Raw genomic sequence first — 18831 nt, forward strand, 5'->3', positions numbered from 1 at the left:
TCCGCATTCCGGGCCCGTTCCTATACTTGCACCCAATCCAGACGGAAGGCCGACGCCGCAGCATCCCCGCGGCAGCGGCCGCACCACACAAACCGACAAGACAGGAGACTCCATGTCCATTACAAAACAGGGCGTTCCGCTGTTCGCCGGCACGGCGGACGATGCGGAAGCCAGCGTCTTCCGCAAGGTGTCGTGGCGCCTGCTGCCATTTCTTGGCGTGCTGTGGGTGCTGGCGTGGCTGGACCGCGTCAACATCGGCTTCGCCAAGCTGCAGATGCTGGATTCGCTGCGATTCAGCGAAGCGGTGTATGGCCTGGGCGCCGGCATCTTCTTCCTCGGGTATTTCTTCTTCGAAGTGCCGTCGAACATGCTGCTGCAGAAGATCGGCGCCAAGAAGACCATCATGCGCATCACCATCTGCTGGGGCGTGATCTGCATGCTGCAGACCTATGTCACCACGCCAACGCAGTTCTATATCCTGCGCTTCCTGCTGGGGGCGTTCGAGGCGGGCTTCTATCCCGGCGTGATCCTCTACCTGACCTACTGGTATCCGTCCGAGCGGCGCGCCCGCGCCTTCGGCACCTTCATGTCGGCATCGGCCATCGCTGGTGTGCTCGGCGGCCCGCTGGCCGGCTGGATCATGACCTCGATGGGCGGCGTGCACGGCATGCATGGCTGGCAATGGCTGTTTATCCTCGAAGGCATCCCGTCCGTGCTGGCCGGCATCTTTGCGTGGTTCTACATGACCGACAAGCCGGAGCAGGCCAGCTGGCTGAGCGACCACGAGAAGCGCGTGGTGCTCGATGCCCTGAAGCGCGACAACGCCGCCATGGGCGAGCGTGGGCACGACTGGCGCACGCTGTTCACCAACCGCAAGGTGTGGCTGCTGATCGCCATCTTCTTCTGCCTGCTGTGCGCCAATTCCACGCTGACCTTCTGGATCCCGACCATCATCAAGGAAGTGGGCTTCACCACGCCCATGGCGGTGGGCTGGATCGCGGCGGTGGCCTACCTCTGCGGCGCGATCGGCATGATCGCCAACGGCGCCCACTCCGACCGCCGCAACGAGGTGCGCTGGCACTTCAGCGGCGCCGCGCTGACCGGCGGGGCAGCGATGGCCGTGCTGGCCGTGATGCTGGGCGCGCAGGCGCTGTCGCCGGTGATCACCTTGCTGGCCATGACCGCCGCGCTGGTCGGCACCATGAGCGCCATCCCCGTGTTCTGGCAACTGCCCAACCGCTACCTGGCGGGCAGCGCCGCCGCGGTGGGCGTGGCCCTGATCAACTCCGTCTCTAACCTCGCCGGCTTTGGCGCGCCCTATGTGATGGGCCTGATCAAGACCGCGACCGGCACGGTCAGCAGCGGCCTGTACCTGGTGGCCGCCATCGAAATCCTGGCTGCGGTGCTGGTTGTGTTCGGCATCCGCCGTCTCCATCACAAGCGCGAGGCCTGACATGCACGACGATCACGATCCCGGCTTCAATGCCGCCCGCCGCCGCTTTGGCCTGCAATCGATCACGCTGGGAGGCAGTGCGCTGCTGGCCGGCAACGCACTGGCCACCGGCCCGGCAACGGCGCCCGCACCCAACCAGACCGCGGGCCCGGTGCAGCAGGGCGGCCTCGGCCCCCGGCTGACCATGCACGCGCTCGACACCTGGCACGGCACGCCCGCCTCCGGCATGCGCGTGGACATGTACCGCGTCGAGAACGGACAGCCACGCCTGCTGCAGACGGTGACGCTCGCCGCCAACGGCCGCAGCGAACCGCCGTTGCTGCTCGGCGATGCCTACCGCACCGGCACCTACGAACTGGTGCTGCACGTGGACGAGTATTTCGCGGCCCGCAAGGCCAGCCTGCCGCAGCCGCTGTTCCTGTCGAAGATCCCGCTGCGCCTGCGCGTGACCGACGCCAGCCAGCGCATCCACCTGCCCGTGCTGTTCGGGCCGTGGAGTTACAACTACTACCGCGGCAGCTGATGCCGTCGCACTGAAAGGAGACAGACCATGGCAGGCATCAGCACCCACGTGCTCGACGTATCGCTCGGCAAGCCGATTGCCGGCATGCACATCGAACTGTTCGACGTCGGCACGCAGCCCCCGAAACTGATCGCAAAGGCGCGCACCAACAACGACGGCCGCACTGACTCGCCCATGCTGCCCGCCGCCCAGGCCCGCACCGGCGACTTCGAGCTGCGTTTCTGGGTGGCGGACTATTTCAAGACGCCGGACACGTTCGCCGACATCGTGCCCGTGCGCTTCACCATCGCGGACGCCGCGCAGCACTACCACGTGCCGCTGCTGTGCTCGCCGTGGAGCTTCGGCACCTACCGGGGCAGCTGAAGCGCAAGCTACTGCGTGCCCGTCAGCACCGCATGGGAGGTGGTCGGCGGCGCGTTGCCCTCGACCACCAGCAGCGTGGCGGCGTCGGGCTGCTTCCCGGACAAGGCGGGCACCACCTCGCGCAACGGCCCGATGGCCGTGCCATTGGCGGCGCCTGCGGCATTGGTCCTGAAGCTTGCAACGGGCGTCCGGTGGCCGGACACGTAGACGTCGTAGACAGTCTGCGGCTTGAGCTGGAACAGGAACACTTCCAGCGCATCGACCAGGCCGAGGTTGCGTGCCACGACGAAGCCGCGCCCCGAGCCGGCGGTAGCCTTGAGCGGAATGTTGATGGGATCGCTGTTTGCCCGCGGCGTGAGGTTTGCCTTGCCATCGCCGGCCGGCACGGCGTTGGAGACATAGACCAGGGCCTGCGGTGCCTGTCCCACCGGGGTGCGGGCGATGACGCGCTGGGTGGCGGTGTCGATCACGTCGACGCCGTCGCCGTTTTCCAGGCCGACATACATGCGGCTGCCGTCATCGGACGGCCAGATGCCATGCGGCAGCGCGCCGACGGGGATGGTCGCGACGAGGCGCGGCTCGGCGTCGGTGGTGTAGACCTTGACCGCATTCTCGCCGCCGACCGTCACGTAGGCGAGCGTGCCGCGCGCGGTCCTGGCGAAGCCGAGATGGTTGGTGATAAAGCCGGTATCGAACACGCCCCTGACGCTGAGGTTTTTCGTGTCGATGCGGGTGACCTTGCCCACGTCCTTGTGCGTCATCCACACTTCGCTGAAGTCCGGGGTGAACTGCAGGAAGGGCGAAAACGGGCTGGCGACCGGAATGCGCTTGACCACCTGGTGCGTGGCGACGTCGATCACATCGACCTCGGGCGTAAAGCTGGACACGGCAAAGGCGAGCTTGCCGTCGGGATGGAACAGCACCATGCCGGGCCCCGGTGCGGTCGGGATGCGGCGGATCTCCTTGTAGCTGGCCGGGTCGATCACCGAGATATAGTCCTCGCCGCGCACGACCACCCACGCTTCCTTGCCGTCGGCGGTAAAGAAGCCCTCGTGCGGCGAGCGGCCGATATAGGCAACGCCCTTGACCCGGTTCGTGGCGGTATCGATGAACGTTGCCGAGTTCGAGCCGTTGGAGACGACAAGCAGCGTCTTGTGATCCGGCGAGAAGCCCAGGCCATGCACGTTGATCTCGCCCTTGTAGAGCGGCGAAAGGATATCGGGCCGCGCGTTGCCAAGGCGGATCTGGCCGAGCAGCGTATTGGTGGCAGGGTTGATGACCGACACGGTGTTGCTGTTCTGGTCCGCCGTGTAGACGCGGTCGCTGGCGGCCGGTGCCGCGGCGGCAAGCGACGACGCCGTGGCCAGGACCAGCGCAAGCTGCGAGGTCTGCTTCATGTGGGCTTCCTTTAGTGAGAATGGGCAGGTGCCGGGTTGAGGCTCGGCGCGGCCTTCGGATGGCGGGCAAGCCAGGCTTGCATCAGGCGGATCTCGTTCTGCTGGTCGGTGATGATGCCCTGCGCCAGGTTGCGCAGTTCAGGATCCCTGGTGTCGAGCAGCAACGCCTTGGCCATGTCGATGGCGCCCTGGTGATGCGGGATCATCATCGCGACGAAGTCGTGGTCGGGGTCGCCGTTCATGGCGGCGGCGCGCATGCCGGCATCCATGACGGCCATTGCGTCGTCCATCCGTTGTGCGAACGGCTTTGCGGTGCTGGCGACAAAGGGTTCCGGCTGCCGCACCACTGGTGTCTGGCCATGACTATGCGACACCTCGACACCGCCTGCCAGGCAGTTCGATCCGGCCGTCGCCGCAAGGGCGGCGAGCATGAAAGCGGGCAGGGGGAGCTTCATGTGGCGTTCTCCAGGTTGTCGTTGGGCGGGCTACGTTGAAGTAAACACACCTGGAGCCGGCTTTATTCCACGTTGCCGGATTTTTTTTCGCCGTCGTCGAGACACCACCTCAGCCGAGGTCAGTCCGCCTTCACCGTGGCTTCGAAGTAGTCGGCGAATTCGTCGCGCACCACCTCTTCGATCCGCGCGATTTCTTCATCGGACAATTCCGTGAATCTGGCGCGCTTGCGGTTCGACAGCTCGCCGTGGTTCTGGACCACCAGGTCGATCAGGTTGGTGAGGCGCGGCTGGCGCAGGTCCAGCCATCCTTCGATCCGCGCCACGCTGGCGTCGAACGCCTTCAGGTACCGGATCTCCAGCGCGAGGTCTTCCTCGACGCACTGCTGGATGCATTCAAAGACAAACTCGCAAAGGGCAGTCGCATCGAACGACGCATACAGCCAGTTGGGCTGCGGCGACTTGATCAGGATGGTGTCGCTGTCCGAGTCCAGGACATAGTTCAGCAGCCCCGTGCGGGGCGCCGAGTAGTCCTTGAGCAAGCCGGCATAGACCTGCAGGTTCTTCAGCATGCTCGCCGAAACCGGCAATACGACACCCTCCGGCGTCACGCCGGCCTGGCGCAACAGATGGTGGATCAGGAAGCGGTGGATCCGCCCGTTGCCGTCATAGAACGGGTGGATATAGACAAAGCCGAACGAAACGCATGCCGCGATGATCAGCGGGTGCGCCGCCTTCGTCCTGATCAGGTCCGCAACCTGTGCCAGGCCTTCCATCATCGGCTCGACCTGCTGCGGGGGCGGGGGGATGTAGTCGGCAATGTTGCGCAGCCGTCCGCCGCGCGAGAGCCAGTTCTGGCGGTCGCGATAGGCGTACTCCGCCCGGATCGATGCAATGATCTCGTTCTGCCATTCGCAGAACTGCGCCTCGTCGAGCCGCACCGGGGCGCCGGCAAATTCCAGCAGGCGCCTGAACCTGGCGACACGCTGGTTGTCGGGCAGCTCCTTCTCGATCGAATACGTCGATCGGGTTTCAGCGAGATAGAGATAGTCCACCGCGCGGGCGAGCACTTCCGGTTCGAGCCGGTTGATCGCGGCGGCGATTTTTCCCGGCAGGTCGGCGCCGATCAATGCCTCAAGGCGCTCGGTGCGGCGTACCAGGGGGCAGAATGCCGCCGGGCCGAGGTGGTTGTTCAGGATCCCGAACTGTGCGTCGAGCTGGCTTGTGCCGGTTACATAGTCCGCTTCGTCAAGCGCTGGAACCCGCGCGGTTCCGGCTGGCAGCTTGTAGTCGAATTCAGCGCCGGCAAGCCACTTCGCGTAGAAGCCACCCAGCCGTGCATAGCGCGACCCGGGCGAGGACGCCAGCCACTGGGCGACCTCGTCAATCGCCGGCTGGTGCTCGAACAGGGCGGCGAGCACGGTCAGGTTCAACGGCTCCTTGCGCAACGCAAAGGTGAGGTGGTCAACTGTCGTGTCGCCGCCGCGGTAGCGGTTCCTGGGATAGACCGTCTTCACGCTGCCGTCCGCACCGGTATGCGTGCTCAGGACCCCCGTCTTGTCTGAAAGCTCGGAGGTGGAATGCAGGGGCGGTACGCGAAGCCTGAACTTCGCGATCAGGGCGCTGTAGCCGAGTGGAGCGTGAGCCATAGACGGACTGCGGTGTGAATTAATGGATGCATGGGCGGTTACCAGAGTTTATATGCCGCTTACCGATTCGTCTATTTTGGCTGGGTCATCTTACTAAATTGCCTATGCTGGCCGGGCACCCCGGTTTGCGAATTTGCCTATACGACTTACCGATGCAACTATCCTTCGCGATGATGGTTACCAGTTTGCATATAATCAACGGCCGTTTTGCGATTGACGGTGCACGTCAGTACCCGGGAAAAGATCGAGCAGGACGATCTCCACGGTCGCCGAAACCGCATCGTTTGGTTTCGGCGAAACTACAAGCGCTCGCTCGTCGGGCTGGCCGAGCAGGCAATCGGGGGGCAGCGGCGAATGCCGCCGCGTCCCGGTAAAATGATGATGTTTTGACAGGCAGTGATGGACAGTGCACAGCTGAAGGCTGTGGGCTGCGTTGTTCGTAGGGGAGTAAAGTGGTTTTCCTGGATTTGTTCCGCACCAAGAAAAAGGCAATCGCGCCGCGGCCCGCAGCGCTGCGCATGCCGTCTGCGCCGACAGCGCTTGTTCCTGTGCGCGCTTACGACCGGGTTTTCGCGCAAGTCATGGAAACGGTCGAGGGCATTTCCGCTGAAGAGAAATCCCAACTGCGGGACCTGGTGACGGAGACGGGTAGCGATGGGCTCAATCTCGGAGGCTACTTCGAGAAAGGTTATGAAGTCTTCTTCAAGGGCCGCCAGTGGAAGTGGGGCGAATATGAAGAATGGCGCGACACATTCGAGCGGCTGGGGTCCTTCCCGTCCAACTGGATCGATGTCGATCAAATCGCCAGACTCGGCACGCGAAGCACTTCTGACAAGCTGCTGGAGCTAAGGATATTCGAGCTCAGGGAATTCCTGGCCGCCGAGGGAATTTCTTTCGACCCTGACGCCCCCAAGGCTCAACTCGCGTCCCTGGCGGAGCACGCACCAGGCTTGACCGCGTCGTCCCTGTGGGCGCGCCTGCATCGGAACGAAGAAGAGGCGCGGCAGAGGGCAGAAGCGCGTCGGCCAAAGGCGCTCTACGACTTGTTGATGCGGACCATCGCCTATCGGGCCAAGAGTGTTCGCGACCTCGAGCGAGCGCACTCCAACGGAATCCACCGGCACGAAGTCATGCTCGTCCTGGAAGCGGACCGCAAGTTCATCGATCTCGCGCGCAAGAAAAATCCCCAGGCCGTGCCGCCGTACTATCCCAACGACTTCACGCAGCTCAGGCCTATCGTCGACTTCACCAAGCAGTAACCTGCGGGGCGCCTGTCTATGTGCCTCAAGGACGATATTGCGTGTCGCGGCACGACTTTGGCAAAATGCCTATAATCGAATGGCAAATTGCCAAGGTACAGATATGCAGACGATAGAGTTCAAGCCCTCGGGTAGCGTGGCGCCGCGGAACCGCTATCTTGACAGCCTGAGTGACGTTCTCAACGCAGACATTCGCTCAGGCGCCGATCTTGTCGCGCTCGCCGTGGAGCGGCTGCCCGCCGACACCATGGAGCGTTTACTGCATGCAGGCCTGGTGTGGGACGAGATCAGCTTCATTATCCCGCGCCGCACGCTCAGCCACAGGCGCGAGCGCGGCGAGTCGCTCACGGTGGACGAATCGGACAAGGCCATTCGGCTGGCGCGGATTCTCGCGCAAGCCATCTCCACCTTCGGCGAAGCCGATCGGGCACTGGCCTGGCTGAGAGCCGGCCAGCAACGCTTTGCCGGCAAGTCGCCGCTTGAACTGGCGGGCACGGAACAGGGCGCACGCCTGGTCGAGGAAGAACTGCTTCAGATCGATGAAGGGTATTTCGCCTGATGTACCTGTGGCGGATCAGCAATTACGCCGACCTGAAAGGGTTGGGCGGACTTCGGGCGGGCGGCCGGTGGCATTTTCCAGGCCAGCCAGTCGTCTACCTCGCCGAGCATCCGGCGCTGGCATTCCTGGAGATCCTCGTCCATCACGAGGTGGCGAGGATCGAGGACCTGCCGAAGCAATACCAGCTGCTCCAGGTAGAAGTCCCCGAGTCGGTGGCCGTGGCCGAAATTGCGGCATTGCCCGAAGACTGGAAAACCGACAGCCAGTGGTCCAGAAGCGCCGGCACGGAATGGCTTGCCGCTCGCACCAGCTTGCTGCTGAAGGTGCCGAGCGTGCTGGTGCCATACGCCTCCAACTACGTCCTCAATCCCGAACATCCGGATGCGACCGCCGTCAGGATTGTCCTGGCCACGCGCGTCGATCACGATCCCAGGATTCTGTCGCTGCTGACGGAGCCGAAAGCGCAGGGCTAGAAGCCAGGGCACAAGCAACGCGCCCGGCGGTTCCCGGCACTACAGGCAGGGAGTCAGAACCGGTGGCGGATGCCCATCACCGCACCCAGCTGGTTCTGGCCGGGCTGGACGTTAATGACCGCTGTCGACCCGCTGCCGCTGTTGTAGCCGTTGACGCCCAGGTACGACTGGTCCTTGTTCAGGGCGTAGGCCACGGACGCGTACAGATCGGTGCGCTTGCTGAACGTATAGTCGCCCGTCACAACGAACTGCCACGGGTCCGACCCGGTGTGGCGGAAGTCCTGGTAATAGGTTGCACCCATCAGCGAGAAAGCGGGGGTCAGCTTGTAAGTCAGGCCAAGCCAGTAGAGGTTCGCACCGGCATTGGGAGCTTGCGCACCTGGCAGCATGGCGCCGTCGAAAGCCTTGGCCAGGCGATACCCGGCAAAGATCTTGGCCGCGCCCGCCGTGTACGTGCCGGCGATCGCATAGCGCCGCAGCGAGGGCGCCTGGTTGGCCGGCGTGCCGACGTGCACATCGTCATAGCCCACGCCCACCGCAACGGGACCGCTGGCGTAGCTCAGGTAGGCGCCGTAATCGCGGCCGAAGACGTTGCTGCCCGCCACCTCATTGCCATTGTTCTGGAACGAATAAAAGGCTGCGCCGGATAACGCGCCAAAGGTGCCTGCATATTTCACGGCGTTGTCCGCGCGCGCGCCAAACTCCGGCGCGATCCCCAGGATGCCGTAGCGGTCGGCAGTCGCGGCGGGATCATAAAAGGCATTGAAGTCGCGCAGGGCGGTCTGTTGCCGACCGAACAGAAGTGCGCCATATCGGCTTTCCACTCCGACGTATGCATTGCGCCCGAACAGGCGCCCGCCCTGGGCCGAGTTGCCGGTGTCCAGGTCGAAACCGCTTTCCAGCAGGAAGACTGCCTTCAGGCCCGTGCCCAGGTCCTCGGTGCCGCGCAGGCCCCAGCGTGAGCCGGACTGGTTGCCGGAGCTCAGCCTGAACAGGTTGTCGCCCTCGGGACCAACGTGGTTGTTGTATTCGACGCCAATATCGGCAATGCCAAACAGGGCCACGCTGGATTGGGCGTGGGCAGTGCCGGCAGCCAAGGATGCGGCAAGCAGGGCGATTGTCTGTTTCATGGCTCCTCCGGTTTTCTGTTTTTACTCACGGGTCCCTCCGCCCCGACGGCAGGCGGAACGAAGCAGGCCTGCTAAGGCAAGCATAGGCCATGCCCTCGCACCTGGGCACGGTGCGAGACCTGACGGTCGAAGAGGGAAGGTGCGCCGCCGAACTGGCCGCCCTCGACTTGCTGGCGCAGAACCCGGCCGGTACGCCCGCCATAAACGGCCAGTTCACAAACATGTCACTCGATGGACATATCGTCCGAGTGCCCGGAGCCACAGGTCAATATGGGAAGGAAGGGACATGAACCGAAAAGCAAAATTGCTCCCGCTCGTGCAGTCGCGTTCAGGGCTCAGGCGCTATGCGGTTTCACCATAATGCGCCCCGCGATTGTGTCCAGCCGGTTTTGAAAGGTCGCAGCGCCCGCTAAATTCAAATGTCGGTGCGAGCGTGCTTTTTGTGCGGGGTTGAATGCTTTTGTGGGGTGGTAGTGGGGCGGTGGTGCTGGCCTGACGTGACTGAGTTCAGCTCAGGGTGGAGCGGTGGATTCACCGTGGGCACAGTTAAAAGGTCCGCGTTCTGTGTAAGCGGCGCGGCCGTCATCGCGCGCTCCAGATCGAGCCGGTTGATCAGCCGCTGCCGCTTGACGTTCAGCGGCGCGCGATGGAGCCGAGCTGGTTCGCCCTGCAGCGTGCGCGACGGCCCCGCCTGCTGGCGACTGTCGCGCTGCGCCTGCACCTGCGCCGTGATGGCCAGCACGTGCCCCAGCCGCTTGTGCTCGACGATCGCGCCCTGGTCGATCTCGCCGAGCCGGTCATAGGTGGTGTAGGGCAGGGCAGTGCCATCGGCCCACAGCTCGATCCTGCCGTCCGGGTACTCGGCGACCTCGACATAGCGGTGGATCAGCCGCCGGTGCTCGGGCCGGTCCTCGAGCAGGTACATCACCTTGTCGTACTGCAAGGTGAGGCTCCGGGACACCTTGCGCCATTCGCGCCAGCTGAAGATCCGTGCCAGGTCCTCGTCGCCACGCAGCGGCCGGTGCGCGTCGAAGTCGCTGCGCGGCACCTTGGCAAAGCGCGTGTTGAAGTCGGCCATGAACCGCGGCGCAAAGGCGTTGGCGGCGTCCATGCTGGAGATTCCGCGCAGGCGCAGCTCCTTCACCAGCCGGTCCTGCAGCGTGCCGTTCATCCGCTCGACCCGGCCCTTGGCCGGGCTCGAATTGGCGCACAGGCTATCGATATTGAGCTCGAACAGCGCGCGCCCGAACTGGGTGTAGCCGCGCCCTTCGGCATTGTCCCTGGCGTTGACGCGGAAGATGCCGGCCTTGTCCGAATAGAACGCCATCGGCTTGCCGTGGCGCTCAATGTAGGCGCGCGTGGCGGTGAAATACGCTGGCGTCGATTCGGTTGGCACGAACCGCAGTTGCATCAGCTGGCCGGTGGCGTCATCGACGTAGACCAGCAGCGTGCACGCCGGCGCCCGGTCCTCGAACCAGGCGTGGTCGCTGCCGTCGATCTGCACCAGCTCGCCCAGGCAGGCGCGGCGGTTGCGCGGCTGGTGCACCTTGGGCGGGCGCAGCTTGCGCGGGATCCAGAAGCCGGCGTCGATCATGATCCGGCGCACGCAGGCCTTGGAAATCTCGATGCCGTGGCGCTCGCGCAGCTTCTCGCAGGCCAGGGTCGGGCCGAAGTCGGCGTAGCTGTCGCGGATCAGGCCGCGAATCCGCGACTCCAGACCGGGCGGCAACTGGCGGTTGCTCGGGCGATCGCGTTTGCGCGAGACCAGGCCGCTTGGCCCGTCCTCCTGAAGCCGCAAGACCAGCCGCCTAACGTGCCGAGCACTGATGCCAAGCCGCTCCGCGGCGCGCCAACGCGCCAAATGGCCATCGGCCACTGCCTGGATCACCTTCATGCGGTCAACTTCGCGCATGCTCATGGTCACCAATCCTTGGTCGTGCATGGCTGCCTCCCGTAGCATCCACCGCCGAACGGTGAGAATACGGGGCCGCAGCATGAGGTGACATCTCTAATCATCCCAAAGGTGACATTACTAATAATCCCCAACAGATTGGTTTCGCATAATAAACCTTATGTTAAATGCAGGTGAGCCTGACATGCCTCAGGTGCCTTGATTTCCCGGCCATGTCCGCCCTTCAGCGGCTCGTCTTCGGCGCCATCGACACGGCAATCGCTTCTGTGTAGACCGCCTGCACCTGGTCGCCGCGATGGATGGCCTTGAGCTGCTGCGCATCGCTGACATGCACGTCGACCGTTTTCCCCTTTGGGCCCTTGAGCGTCACCATGCCGGTCTTGCGGTCGACGTTCACGACATCCGCGGTCACGGTCACCTCGCGGCCTATGCTGCCGCCGGGCTTGGCTCCGGGCGGCGCGCGTTCGATCGTCTCGCGCTCGATGGCCGAGCGCATGCCGGTCTGACGGGTCATGCTGACGGACAGCGCTCGCTTGTACTCGACGACCACCACGTCGCCAATGCGGACCTGGTCGAAGTTCCGCACGTCGTCGCCGACCTGCAACTCGGTAACCTTGCCTTGCTTGTCCTTTAACGAGACTGTGCGCGTGGCACTGTCGATGGCCACCACGGTCGCGGTGGTCTTGACTGTCTCGGTCGCCATCATTGCCCCGACGCCGGACGCGACGTGCACGCTGGATTCTGGCTGGGCTGGCGTTGCACCACTGGCTGCGGCCAGCGCGCAGGCTACGAGTAGCTTGTTGAAATGCATGCTCGCCTCCATGGCGCGGAGAAACTTTCGGTTACGTGAGGTTTAGTTCATCCACGCCAAAGTACAAGCCGCGCTGCAAACCTGGACTTGGGGGCGCGAAGCCACAGGACCCTACCAGGCTGTCTTGTTCACCTAGACTAATGGACAGCGGCAAACATAGCGCGCGGTAAGGGAGGAGACATGGAAGCAACCTTCTTTCCCGCCATTCTGGTGGCGGCGGCATTGGCTTGTTTCGTTTGGCAATTGCGAAACCGGTTCCTGCTGTACTGCAAATGGTCCGGTGCGGTCTCGCGACGCGAAAGCCGGTTCATGACCTGCAGCTTCGCTGGGTGGAGTGAAAACATCGGACGGCGCACAGCATACTCGCAATCATTTTTCCCGCTATCGGCCAAAAGGATTAGCTGCATATATACCTTCTCCTCGTTGCCAAGTCCTGGTTTGCGCTGAAGAATTCAGTCATGGACCACGGGAGGCTGACGATGGAAATGCGTTGGGAGAAACTCTACTCAGGCGGCCTGGCCGAATTCCACAAGTCCGAATCCGGGGCCTGCCGCGCGGCGCGGCGCGCAAGCGCGTTGGACGCAGTGTGGCTGGGGGCGCTGTTGACGGTATTGATAATCGGTAGCGCCCTCCTCTTCAAATGACACCGACACGGGGACGCCCGGCCTCATGTCGTCTCCAGTCGGGTGCCAGGCAAGATGGCCACGCCATGCGCTTCGCATCCGCTTGCGTCATGCCCCGCCTCATAGGTATAGTCACCCGCGATGACTCCATCGCGGAGACTTGCCGATGAGCGCCTTCATTGCACGCAGCCGGGCCAGCGCAGTGGCGTACATCAACGCCTGCGCGAAAGGTACTGTCGAGCTGGACTATGAGACAGCGTGGGAGGATGCGATCGAGCTCGGGCGGCTGGGCCAGAAGCTGGGCGTCGATGTCCAGTACCGGACAGTCGAGCATATCTGCGTCGAATCTGCCGACGCCCTGACACGCGGACTGCGTGAAGAGAAGCGGACCTTCCGGCAGCGATACCTCTATTGCAGGTTCGACATGGTTGCACTGCCTGAGACGATCCTGTGCGAACTCGAGTCGCTTGCCATCGAGCATGGCGACTACATCTTGCCCGGCCATTTGCTCGGGGAAACCACCCTGGTCTGGCGCTAGTAATATCCGCGGGATCACTGCGCCCTGCAGTGTGGCGTCGTGGCCTGAGGTGGCGATAGGCAAATTCACCTAAGGATCAATCCCTACAGGCATTATGTCCCCTCGAAAGTAGGATAAGAGGACGAACTATGCGAGGGTTTCCGCTATGCGTCCTCACTATGCTACCGAGGCGGACTGGCCGGACATTAAGGCGCTCCTGCACGCCTCATCATTATCCGTGGCGGGGGTTCAGGACCGGATCGGCCAATATATGGTAATCCGGGATAACGCCGGCCTGCTCGGCTGCGCAGGGCTGGAGCGCTATGAGAATACGGGCGTCCTAAGGGGCCTCGCCGTTGCACAGCGCGCCCGCTCATCCGGCCTCGGCGAACTCCTCATTTCCGCCATTGTCGCGGACGTGCGTCGCGACGGCGTCGAATCTATCGTGCTGCAGACCAGCAATGCCTCCGGCTACTTCGCGCGAATGGGCTTTACGCCTATCAGCTACGCGGAACTCGCTCCGGCGGTTCTTGCCTCCCCGGCCATGCGCCGCGACCAGGTCGAAGCCGGGACACTGATGCAAATCGCGCTGTGAACATAGCGCTGTGAAAATCGCCACCTGTGCCGTGGCCGCGCCCTCCCTCGCTAAGGTATGCTTTCGCCTTCAAAACGGTCTTCGGCAGGGGAAGAAATGCGGCGCGTCGTATTCAATCAAAAAGGCGGAGTTGGCAAGTCAACAATCGTATGCAATCTCGCGGCGATCAGCGCCAGCGAAGGCTTGCGCACTTTGGTCGTTGACCTGGATGGCCAGGGCAATTCGACCCAGTACCTGATGGGCGCGCGCGCCGGCGACGCAAGCCCGAGCGCGGCAAACTTCTTCGAGGCGTCCCTGACCTACAGCTTCAAGCCGGTGGACCTGGCGTCATTTATCCACCCGACGCCTTTTGAGAATCTCGATGTGATGCCCGCGCATGCCGACCTCGACGCGCTGCATGGCAAGCTTGAATCCCGCTACAAGATCTACAAGCTGCGCGATGCCCTGGTCGAGCTGGAGGCAACCTACGACGCGATTTACATCGATACTCCGCCAGCCCTGAATTTCTATACCCGTTCGGCGCTGATTGCCGTGGAGCGCTGCCTGATCCCGTTCGACTGCGATGATTTTTCGCGGCGAGCGCTTTACACGCTGCTCGATAACGTGAAGGAAATCCAGCAAGACCATAACGATGCGCTGGAGGTCGAGGGCATCGTCATCAACCAGTTCCAGCCGCGTGCCAGCTTGCCGGCAAAGCTGGTGGAAGAACTGGTCACCGAGGGACTGCCGGTACTCGAGTCGCGGCTGTCTTCGTCGGTAAAGATCCGGGAATCGCATCAGCACGCCATGCCGATGATCCACCTTGACCCGCGGCACAAGCTGTCGCAGGAGTACCTGGCGCTGCACCGGGAACTGGCGGGCTGAAGGCCGTCATTCCAGCACCTGCACCGGAACCCGTCACCGGAACCCGATGCGCCGCGCTCCCTCCCGGAACAGCGCCTCCCCGTCGGCATCGAACGGGAACGTCAGCAGGAAATCCTCGAGCGAGTAGCGCGGCGCGACCTTGTAGATCGCCGCGGCCTGGGCCCGCGCCTGCTCCAGCGAGTCGGCGAGCGCCAGCGTGCAGGCGGCGATGGCGTGGATATGCGGGAAGACGTTGGGCCGCGTGGCGGCCTTGACGGCCCAGCCGGCGGCTTCCTCGAAGCGCCCGAGCCGGACCAGCGCCATCGCCCGCGTGGCCAGCATGCCGAACAGCATCGGGTCGAACGGACTCAACTGGCGCGACAGGTCCGATGAATCGATCGCCGCCTGCGGGTCGCCGGAGATCGAGCGGACGAACGACAGGTTGTAGTGCCCCAGCGCGAAGTTGGGACTCAGGTCGATGGATTGCTCCAGCTCGCCGACGGACTCTTCCGGACGCCCCCGCAGCCACAGCGCCCGACCCATCGCCCAGTGCACCGCGGGGTCACGGTCATCCGCCATCATGCCCTGTACCGCGGCTTCGTAGGCCTTGTCGATTTCCGGGCCGCGCTTCTCCCAGTTCTGGAACGCGTCCTGGAAATGCGTGAAGGACAGGCCGGCGTAGGCGCGCGAGAAGGTGGGGTCCAGCCGCAGCGCCGCCTGGAAGAAATGCCGGGCCATCTCGTTGTCGGCGCGGCGATACCGGTACATGTGCCACAGGCCGCAGTGGTAGGCTTCCCACGCATCGAGCGAACCCGGTGGCTTCAGGATGGCGCGGTTGCGCTCCAGAGTCTCGATCTCGCCGGCGATGGAGGCCACGATGCGGTTGCCGACTTCCTCCAGCACAAGGAAGGCATCGTCCAGCTTGTGGTGGAAGGTATCCGCCCAGACGATCCGGGCGCTGCGTGTCTCGGCCAGTTCGACAGTCACGGTCAGGCGCCCTTCCCGCGTGCTGACGGTGCCGCCCACGACGTAGTCGACATTCAGCGTCCGGCCTGCGGCTTCCGCGCCGACATGGCGCTCATGCAGCGCGAACACGGTGCCCTGCGCGATGACAAACAGGCTGCGCAGCTTGGCAAGCCGCGTGATGATGTCGTGCGCCAGTGCATCGGCAGCGCCGCCGCGCGCCGGCACCGCGGTGGACGGGTCGACGAAAGGCATCACCGCGATGGAGCCGTGCCGGGGACCTGCCGGCGAGGCCTCGGGGGCCTCAGCGGCCTCAGAGGCGCTTGCGACCGCGGTGACTTCGACCACCGCATTGCGCCCCACTGCCCCGCCCGCCGGCGTGGCCATGGCCGCGCGCCAGGCATTGCGGATCGGCCGGCTGTCCAACCCTTCGGCCTCGAACAGCCTGGTGGTTGCGGCGACGTGCTCTTCCCCTTCGCGAAGGCGGCCCTGGCGGGCGAGCGCAGCGAGGATGGTGGCGTGCACCTGCTGGTCGAATGGCGCCAGCTCGCGCCACTTGTCCAGGTAGCCGAACGTCTCCTCCTCGGCAGCGCCCTGCGCGAGCTGCTCCAGCAGCGCGGCGTGGCAGGCCCGGAAGCGCCGCCGTTGCGCGGTGAGCCACGTGCTGAACGCCGGGCACCGCGCAAGCTCGAGGCCTTCGAGAAAATCCCCTTCGAACAGCATCGCCAGGGCGCGCTGCCGCTCCGGCGCGAGGGCGGCGACGCCTGCCTCCATGGCCTGCGAGACCGCCAGCGCATCGACAAACCCGTCTGCCAGGTCCAGCCAGATCGTGTCGCCGCTGGTGCGCAGCCGCTGCCGTGCTGCGGAATCGACCAGCTTGCGGATCCGGCTCAGGCACCAGCGCAGTTCGCCACGTGGATCGTTGGGCACCTCCCACAGCAGCTCGCAGAGCTGGCTGCGCAACACAGGCCGCGGCGCAAGCGACAGGTACGCGAGCAGCGCGCGAACTTTCCTCGACGCCGGCAGCGATAGCGCAACGCCCTGCTGCCGGACGCGGACCGGACCAAGTAGCTGGATCTGCACAGGCGGGACGCCGGCTGCGGGCGGCAGGTTCGATTCCACGGCAATTTCCACGGCGGCTACCACGCCATCTTCCACGCACGCGGCAAAAGATCGGCACCTGAACGACCTGAACGACCTGAACACAGGAAAGGAGACGGGATCATGGACACCACCGTGCATGTGCGCAGCCGCGGTCATCTCACCATCGCGCTCGCGGCCGGAGCGGTTTTCGCGCTGGGGCTGGGCCTGCGCCAGTCGCTGCCGCTCTTCATCAGCTTACTCAACTCTCATACCGGCGTCGGCTATGCCACCGTCAGCCTGGCCTTCGGCGTGTCGCAGCTGATGTGGGGGGTGGCGCAGCCGGTGGCGGGCGCGATCGCGGACCGCTGGGGGCCGCGGCCGGTGATGATCGCCGGCGCCACGCTGTTTGCCGCCGCGGTCGCGGCCACGCCGGCCGCGGACAGTGCCATCGCGCTGATGCTGCTGATCGGGGTCGCCGCGGCCGCCGGGTCCGGCGCGATCGGGCCGGCCATGCTGATGTCGGCGGCGAACCGGCTGATCCCCGAGGCACATCGCGCCCTGGCGAGCGGCATTGTCAACGCGGGTGGCTCGGTCGGCCAGTTCACGATCCTGCCCCTGACCCAGTTGCTGATCGGCTCCGCGGGCTGGCAGCCGGCCCTGGTGCTGCTCGGGGCGGCGGGCCTGGCCGCGATCCCGGCAATCCGGGCCATCACGCGCGCGGCGCCGGCCCATGCCGTCGCCCACACCGGAACCGCTGCCGGCGGCTCGGTTGGCACGGCACTGAAAGGCGCGGTGCGCGATCCCAGCTTCCTGCTGCTCAACGCGGGCTTTTTCGCCTGCGGCTTCCACATTGCGTTCATTTCGACGCACCTGCCCGGCGTGGTGGCGCTTTGTGGAATGCCCGCCACAGTCAGCGCGTGGTCGCTGTCGCTGATCGGCCTGTGCAACATCCTGGGGAGCCTGTTCATCGGCAAGGCCATCCAGACCGTGTCGATGAAATACGCGCTGACCGCCCTTTACTTCGCACGGGGGCTGCTGATCCTGGCGTTCTTCATGGCGCCCAAGACGCCGGTGACCTTCGCGCTGTTCGCTGCCGGACTCGGCTTCACGTACCTGTCGACGGTCCCGCCGACCGTTGGGCTGGTCGCCAGGTTGCGAGGTGCCCGCTACCTGGCCACGCTGTTCGGCGTCGTCATGCTGTCGCACCAGCTTGGTGGATTCCTGGGCGCCTGGCTTGGTGGCAAGGCCTTCGAGATGACCGGCGGCTACGACTGGATGTGGCTCGCCGACATCGCGCTTTGTCTGCTTGCCGCCATGCTGCATCTGCCGATCCGCGAGGCACGCCCCCTGCCCCTCGCTGCCGCGCAGATCCAACCCACCTGAGGAGACTGTCATGCGTTCATTCCACTCGGCATCCTTGCCTGTGCCCTCCCAGACCTTCTGCCGCGAGGCCGGAGCCGGACCCGGCGTCGTCTGTATCCATGCCAATGCCGGCACCTCCGGACAATGGCGTGCGTTGATGGAACAGCTCGCTCCGCGCTTCCACGTGCTGGCGCCGGATTCCTATGACGCGGGCCAGGGTCCGCGCTGGCCCTCGGACCGGGTCATTTCGCTGCGCGACGAGGTGGCGCTGATCGAGCCGGTGCTTGGCAAGGCTGGCGCATCGCCGGCGCTGGTGGGGCATTCGTATGGCGCCGCGGTGGCAGTGGTCGCCGCGCTGGCGCAGCCCGGCCGCGTGCGCGCGCTCGTGCTGTACGAGCCCACGCTGTTCTCGCTGCTCGATGCGCAGCAGCCCGCGCCGAATGACGCCGATGGCATTCGCCATACCGTCGCCGCCGCGGCGGCCGCGCTCGACGCCGGCAACGAGGACGCCGCCGCCGAACACTTTATCGACTACTGGATGGGAGCGGGAGCGTGGCGGCAGACCCCCGCGCAACGCAAGGCACCGATTGCCGCGTCGGTGAAGAATGTCCGCCGCTGGGCGCACGCGCTGTTCACCGAGCCCACGCCGCTGCAGGCATTCCGGTCACTCGACGTACCGGTGCTCTGCCTGGTGGGCAAGCGCTCGACGCGGTCAGCGCATGCCGTGGCGCGGCTGCTGGCGGCGGCATTGCCGCGGGTGGAAGTGGTGGAGTTCGCGCAGCTCGGGCACATGGGCCCGTTGACGCATCCGGAGACGGTCAACCCGGTGATCGCGGAGTTCCTCGAACGCCACCGGCAATGAGC

19 protein-coding genes are annotated in these 18831 nt (G+C 64.8%); 12 read left to right on the plus strand and 7 right to left on the minus strand.

Annotation, left to right across the window (positions count from 1 at the left end):
- The first annotated feature begins 112 nt into the window (after positions 1-112).
- From E0W60_RS00570 to uraH, 3 genes are read left to right on the plus strand one after another with little or no spacing between them, the layout of a single operon-like run.
- A complete protein-coding gene (locus E0W60_RS00570; protein WP_133094711.1) occupies positions 113-1453 on the plus strand; it encodes an MFS transporter in 1341 nt (446 codons plus the stop codon).
- 1 nt (position 1454) lies between these two features.
- On the plus strand, positions 1455-1976 hold the full coding sequence (locus E0W60_RS00575) for a hydroxyisourate hydrolase (protein WP_135702640.1): 522 nt from the start codon (positions 1455-1457) through the stop codon (positions 1974-1976).
- Between the two features lie 27 nt (positions 1977-2003).
- Positions 2004-2339 (plus strand): hydroxyisourate hydrolase, encoded by a 336-nt coding sequence (uraH, locus tag E0W60_RS00580; RefSeq protein ID WP_135702642.1) that lies wholly within the window; start codon positions 2004-2006, stop codon positions 2337-2339.
- 8 nt (positions 2340-2347) lie between these two features.
- On the opposite strand, the gene E0W60_RS00585 is transcribed toward uraH, so the two are convergent.
- The 3 genes from E0W60_RS00585 to E0W60_RS00595 all read right to left on the minus strand — a co-directional run bounded on the left by E0W60_RS00585 (position 2348) and on the right by E0W60_RS00595 (position 5837).
- Entirely contained in the window at positions 2348-3736 is a 1389-nt protein-coding gene (locus tag E0W60_RS00585; RefSeq protein ID WP_135702644.1) for a hypothetical protein, read from the minus strand.
- 11 nt (positions 3737-3747) lie between these two features.
- A complete protein-coding gene (locus E0W60_RS00590) occupies positions 3748-4191 on the minus strand; it encodes a DUF305 domain-containing protein (protein ID WP_135702646.1) in 444 nt (147 codons plus the stop codon).
- Between the two features lie 119 nt (positions 4192-4310).
- The gene (locus tag E0W60_RS00595; RefSeq protein WP_135702648.1) at positions 4311-5837 is read right to left on the minus strand and encodes a Fic family protein; all 1527 of its coding nucleotides are present in this window, start codon (positions 5835-5837) and stop codon (positions 4311-4313) included.
- Positions 5838-6289: 452 nt separating this feature from the next.
- Here E0W60_RS00595 and E0W60_RS00600 point away from each other — a divergent pair, with 452 nt between their 5' ends.
- The 3 genes from E0W60_RS00600 to E0W60_RS00610 all read left to right on the plus strand — a co-directional run bounded on the left by E0W60_RS00600 (position 6290) and on the right by E0W60_RS00610 (position 8128).
- Positions 6290-7096 (plus strand): hypothetical protein, encoded by an 807-nt coding sequence (locus tag E0W60_RS00600; protein ID WP_135702650.1) that lies wholly within the window; start codon positions 6290-6292, stop codon positions 7094-7096.
- A gap of 103 nt (positions 7097-7199) precedes the next feature.
- A complete protein-coding gene (locus E0W60_RS00605; RefSeq protein WP_135702652.1) occupies positions 7200-7655 on the plus strand; it encodes an antitoxin Xre/MbcA/ParS toxin-binding domain-containing protein in 456 nt (151 codons plus the stop codon).
- Positions 7652-8128, plus strand: a complete 477-nt coding sequence (locus tag E0W60_RS00610; protein WP_133094703.1) for an RES family NAD+ phosphorylase — start codon at positions 7652-7654, stop codon at positions 8126-8128. Before E0W60_RS00605 ends, E0W60_RS00610 begins: the two co-directional genes overlap by 4 nt.
- 53 nt (positions 8129-8181) lie before the next feature.
- Here the strand turns inward: E0W60_RS00610 and E0W60_RS00615 are convergent, their stop codons facing one another.
- From E0W60_RS00615 to E0W60_RS00625, 3 genes are all read right to left on the minus strand, one after another.
- Entirely contained in the window at positions 8182-9258 is a 1077-nt protein-coding gene (locus tag E0W60_RS00615) for a porin (protein WP_133094702.1), read from the minus strand.
- Positions 9259-9673: 415 nt separating this feature from the next.
- On the minus strand, positions 9674-11176 hold the full coding sequence (locus tag E0W60_RS00620) for an ISNCY family transposase (protein WP_431189861.1): 1503 nt from the start codon (positions 11174-11176) through the stop codon (positions 9674-9676).
- A 217-nt stretch (positions 11177-11393) separates the two neighbouring features.
- Positions 11394-11981, minus strand: coding sequence for a hypothetical protein (locus E0W60_RS00625; protein WP_135702656.1), 588 nt, complete (start codon positions 11979-11981; stop codon positions 11394-11396).
- Between the two features lie 180 nt (positions 11982-12161).
- On the opposite strand from E0W60_RS00625, the gene E0W60_RS00630 reads away from it, so the two are divergent.
- The 4 genes from E0W60_RS00630 (at position 12162) to E0W60_RS00645 (ending at position 14580) form a co-directional block, all read left to right on the plus strand.
- Positions 12162-12428 carry a hypothetical protein gene (locus E0W60_RS00630; RefSeq protein ID WP_135702658.1) on the plus strand — a complete coding sequence of 89 codons (267 nt, stop codon included), beginning with the start codon at positions 12162-12164 and terminating at the stop codon, positions 12426-12428.
- Between the two features lie 342 nt (positions 12429-12770).
- On the plus strand, positions 12771-13142 hold the full coding sequence (locus E0W60_RS00635) for a PHA-granule associated protein 4 (protein ID WP_133094699.1): 372 nt from the start codon (positions 12771-12773) through the stop codon (positions 13140-13142).
- 145 nt (positions 13143-13287) lie between these two features.
- Entirely contained in the window at positions 13288-13716 is a 429-nt protein-coding gene (locus E0W60_RS00640; RefSeq protein WP_133094698.1) for a GNAT family N-acetyltransferase, read from the plus strand.
- A 96-nt stretch (positions 13717-13812) separates the two neighbouring features.
- On the plus strand, positions 13813-14580 hold the full coding sequence (locus E0W60_RS00645; RefSeq protein WP_135702660.1) for a ParA family protein: 768 nt from the start codon (positions 13813-13815) through the stop codon (positions 14578-14580).
- A gap of 33 nt (positions 14581-14613) precedes the next feature.
- Here the strand turns inward: E0W60_RS00645 and E0W60_RS00650 are convergent, their stop codons facing one another.
- Complete coding sequence (locus E0W60_RS00650) at positions 14614-16644, minus strand: BTAD domain-containing putative transcriptional regulator (protein WP_240745791.1); 2031 nt, start codon at positions 16642-16644, stop codon at positions 14614-14616.
- A 102-nt stretch (positions 16645-16746) separates the two neighbouring features.
- On the opposite strand from E0W60_RS00650, the gene E0W60_RS00655 reads away from it, so the two are divergent.
- Together E0W60_RS00655 and E0W60_RS00660 are read left to right on the plus strand one after the other, a co-directional pair.
- Positions 16747-17988 carry an MFS transporter gene (locus E0W60_RS00655; protein WP_135702662.1) on the plus strand — a complete coding sequence of 414 codons (1242 nt, stop codon included), beginning with the start codon at positions 16747-16749 and terminating at the stop codon, positions 17986-17988.
- 10 nt (positions 17989-17998) lie between these two features.
- A complete protein-coding gene (locus tag E0W60_RS00660; protein ID WP_135702664.1) occupies positions 17999-18829 on the plus strand; it encodes an alpha/beta fold hydrolase in 831 nt (276 codons plus the stop codon).
- The last annotated feature ends 2 nt before the right edge of the window (positions 18830-18831 follow it).

The organism is Cupriavidus oxalaticus, assembly GCF_004768545.1.
Classification (GTDB): Bacteria; Pseudomonadota; Gammaproteobacteria; order Burkholderiales; family Burkholderiaceae; genus Cupriavidus; species Cupriavidus oxalaticus_A.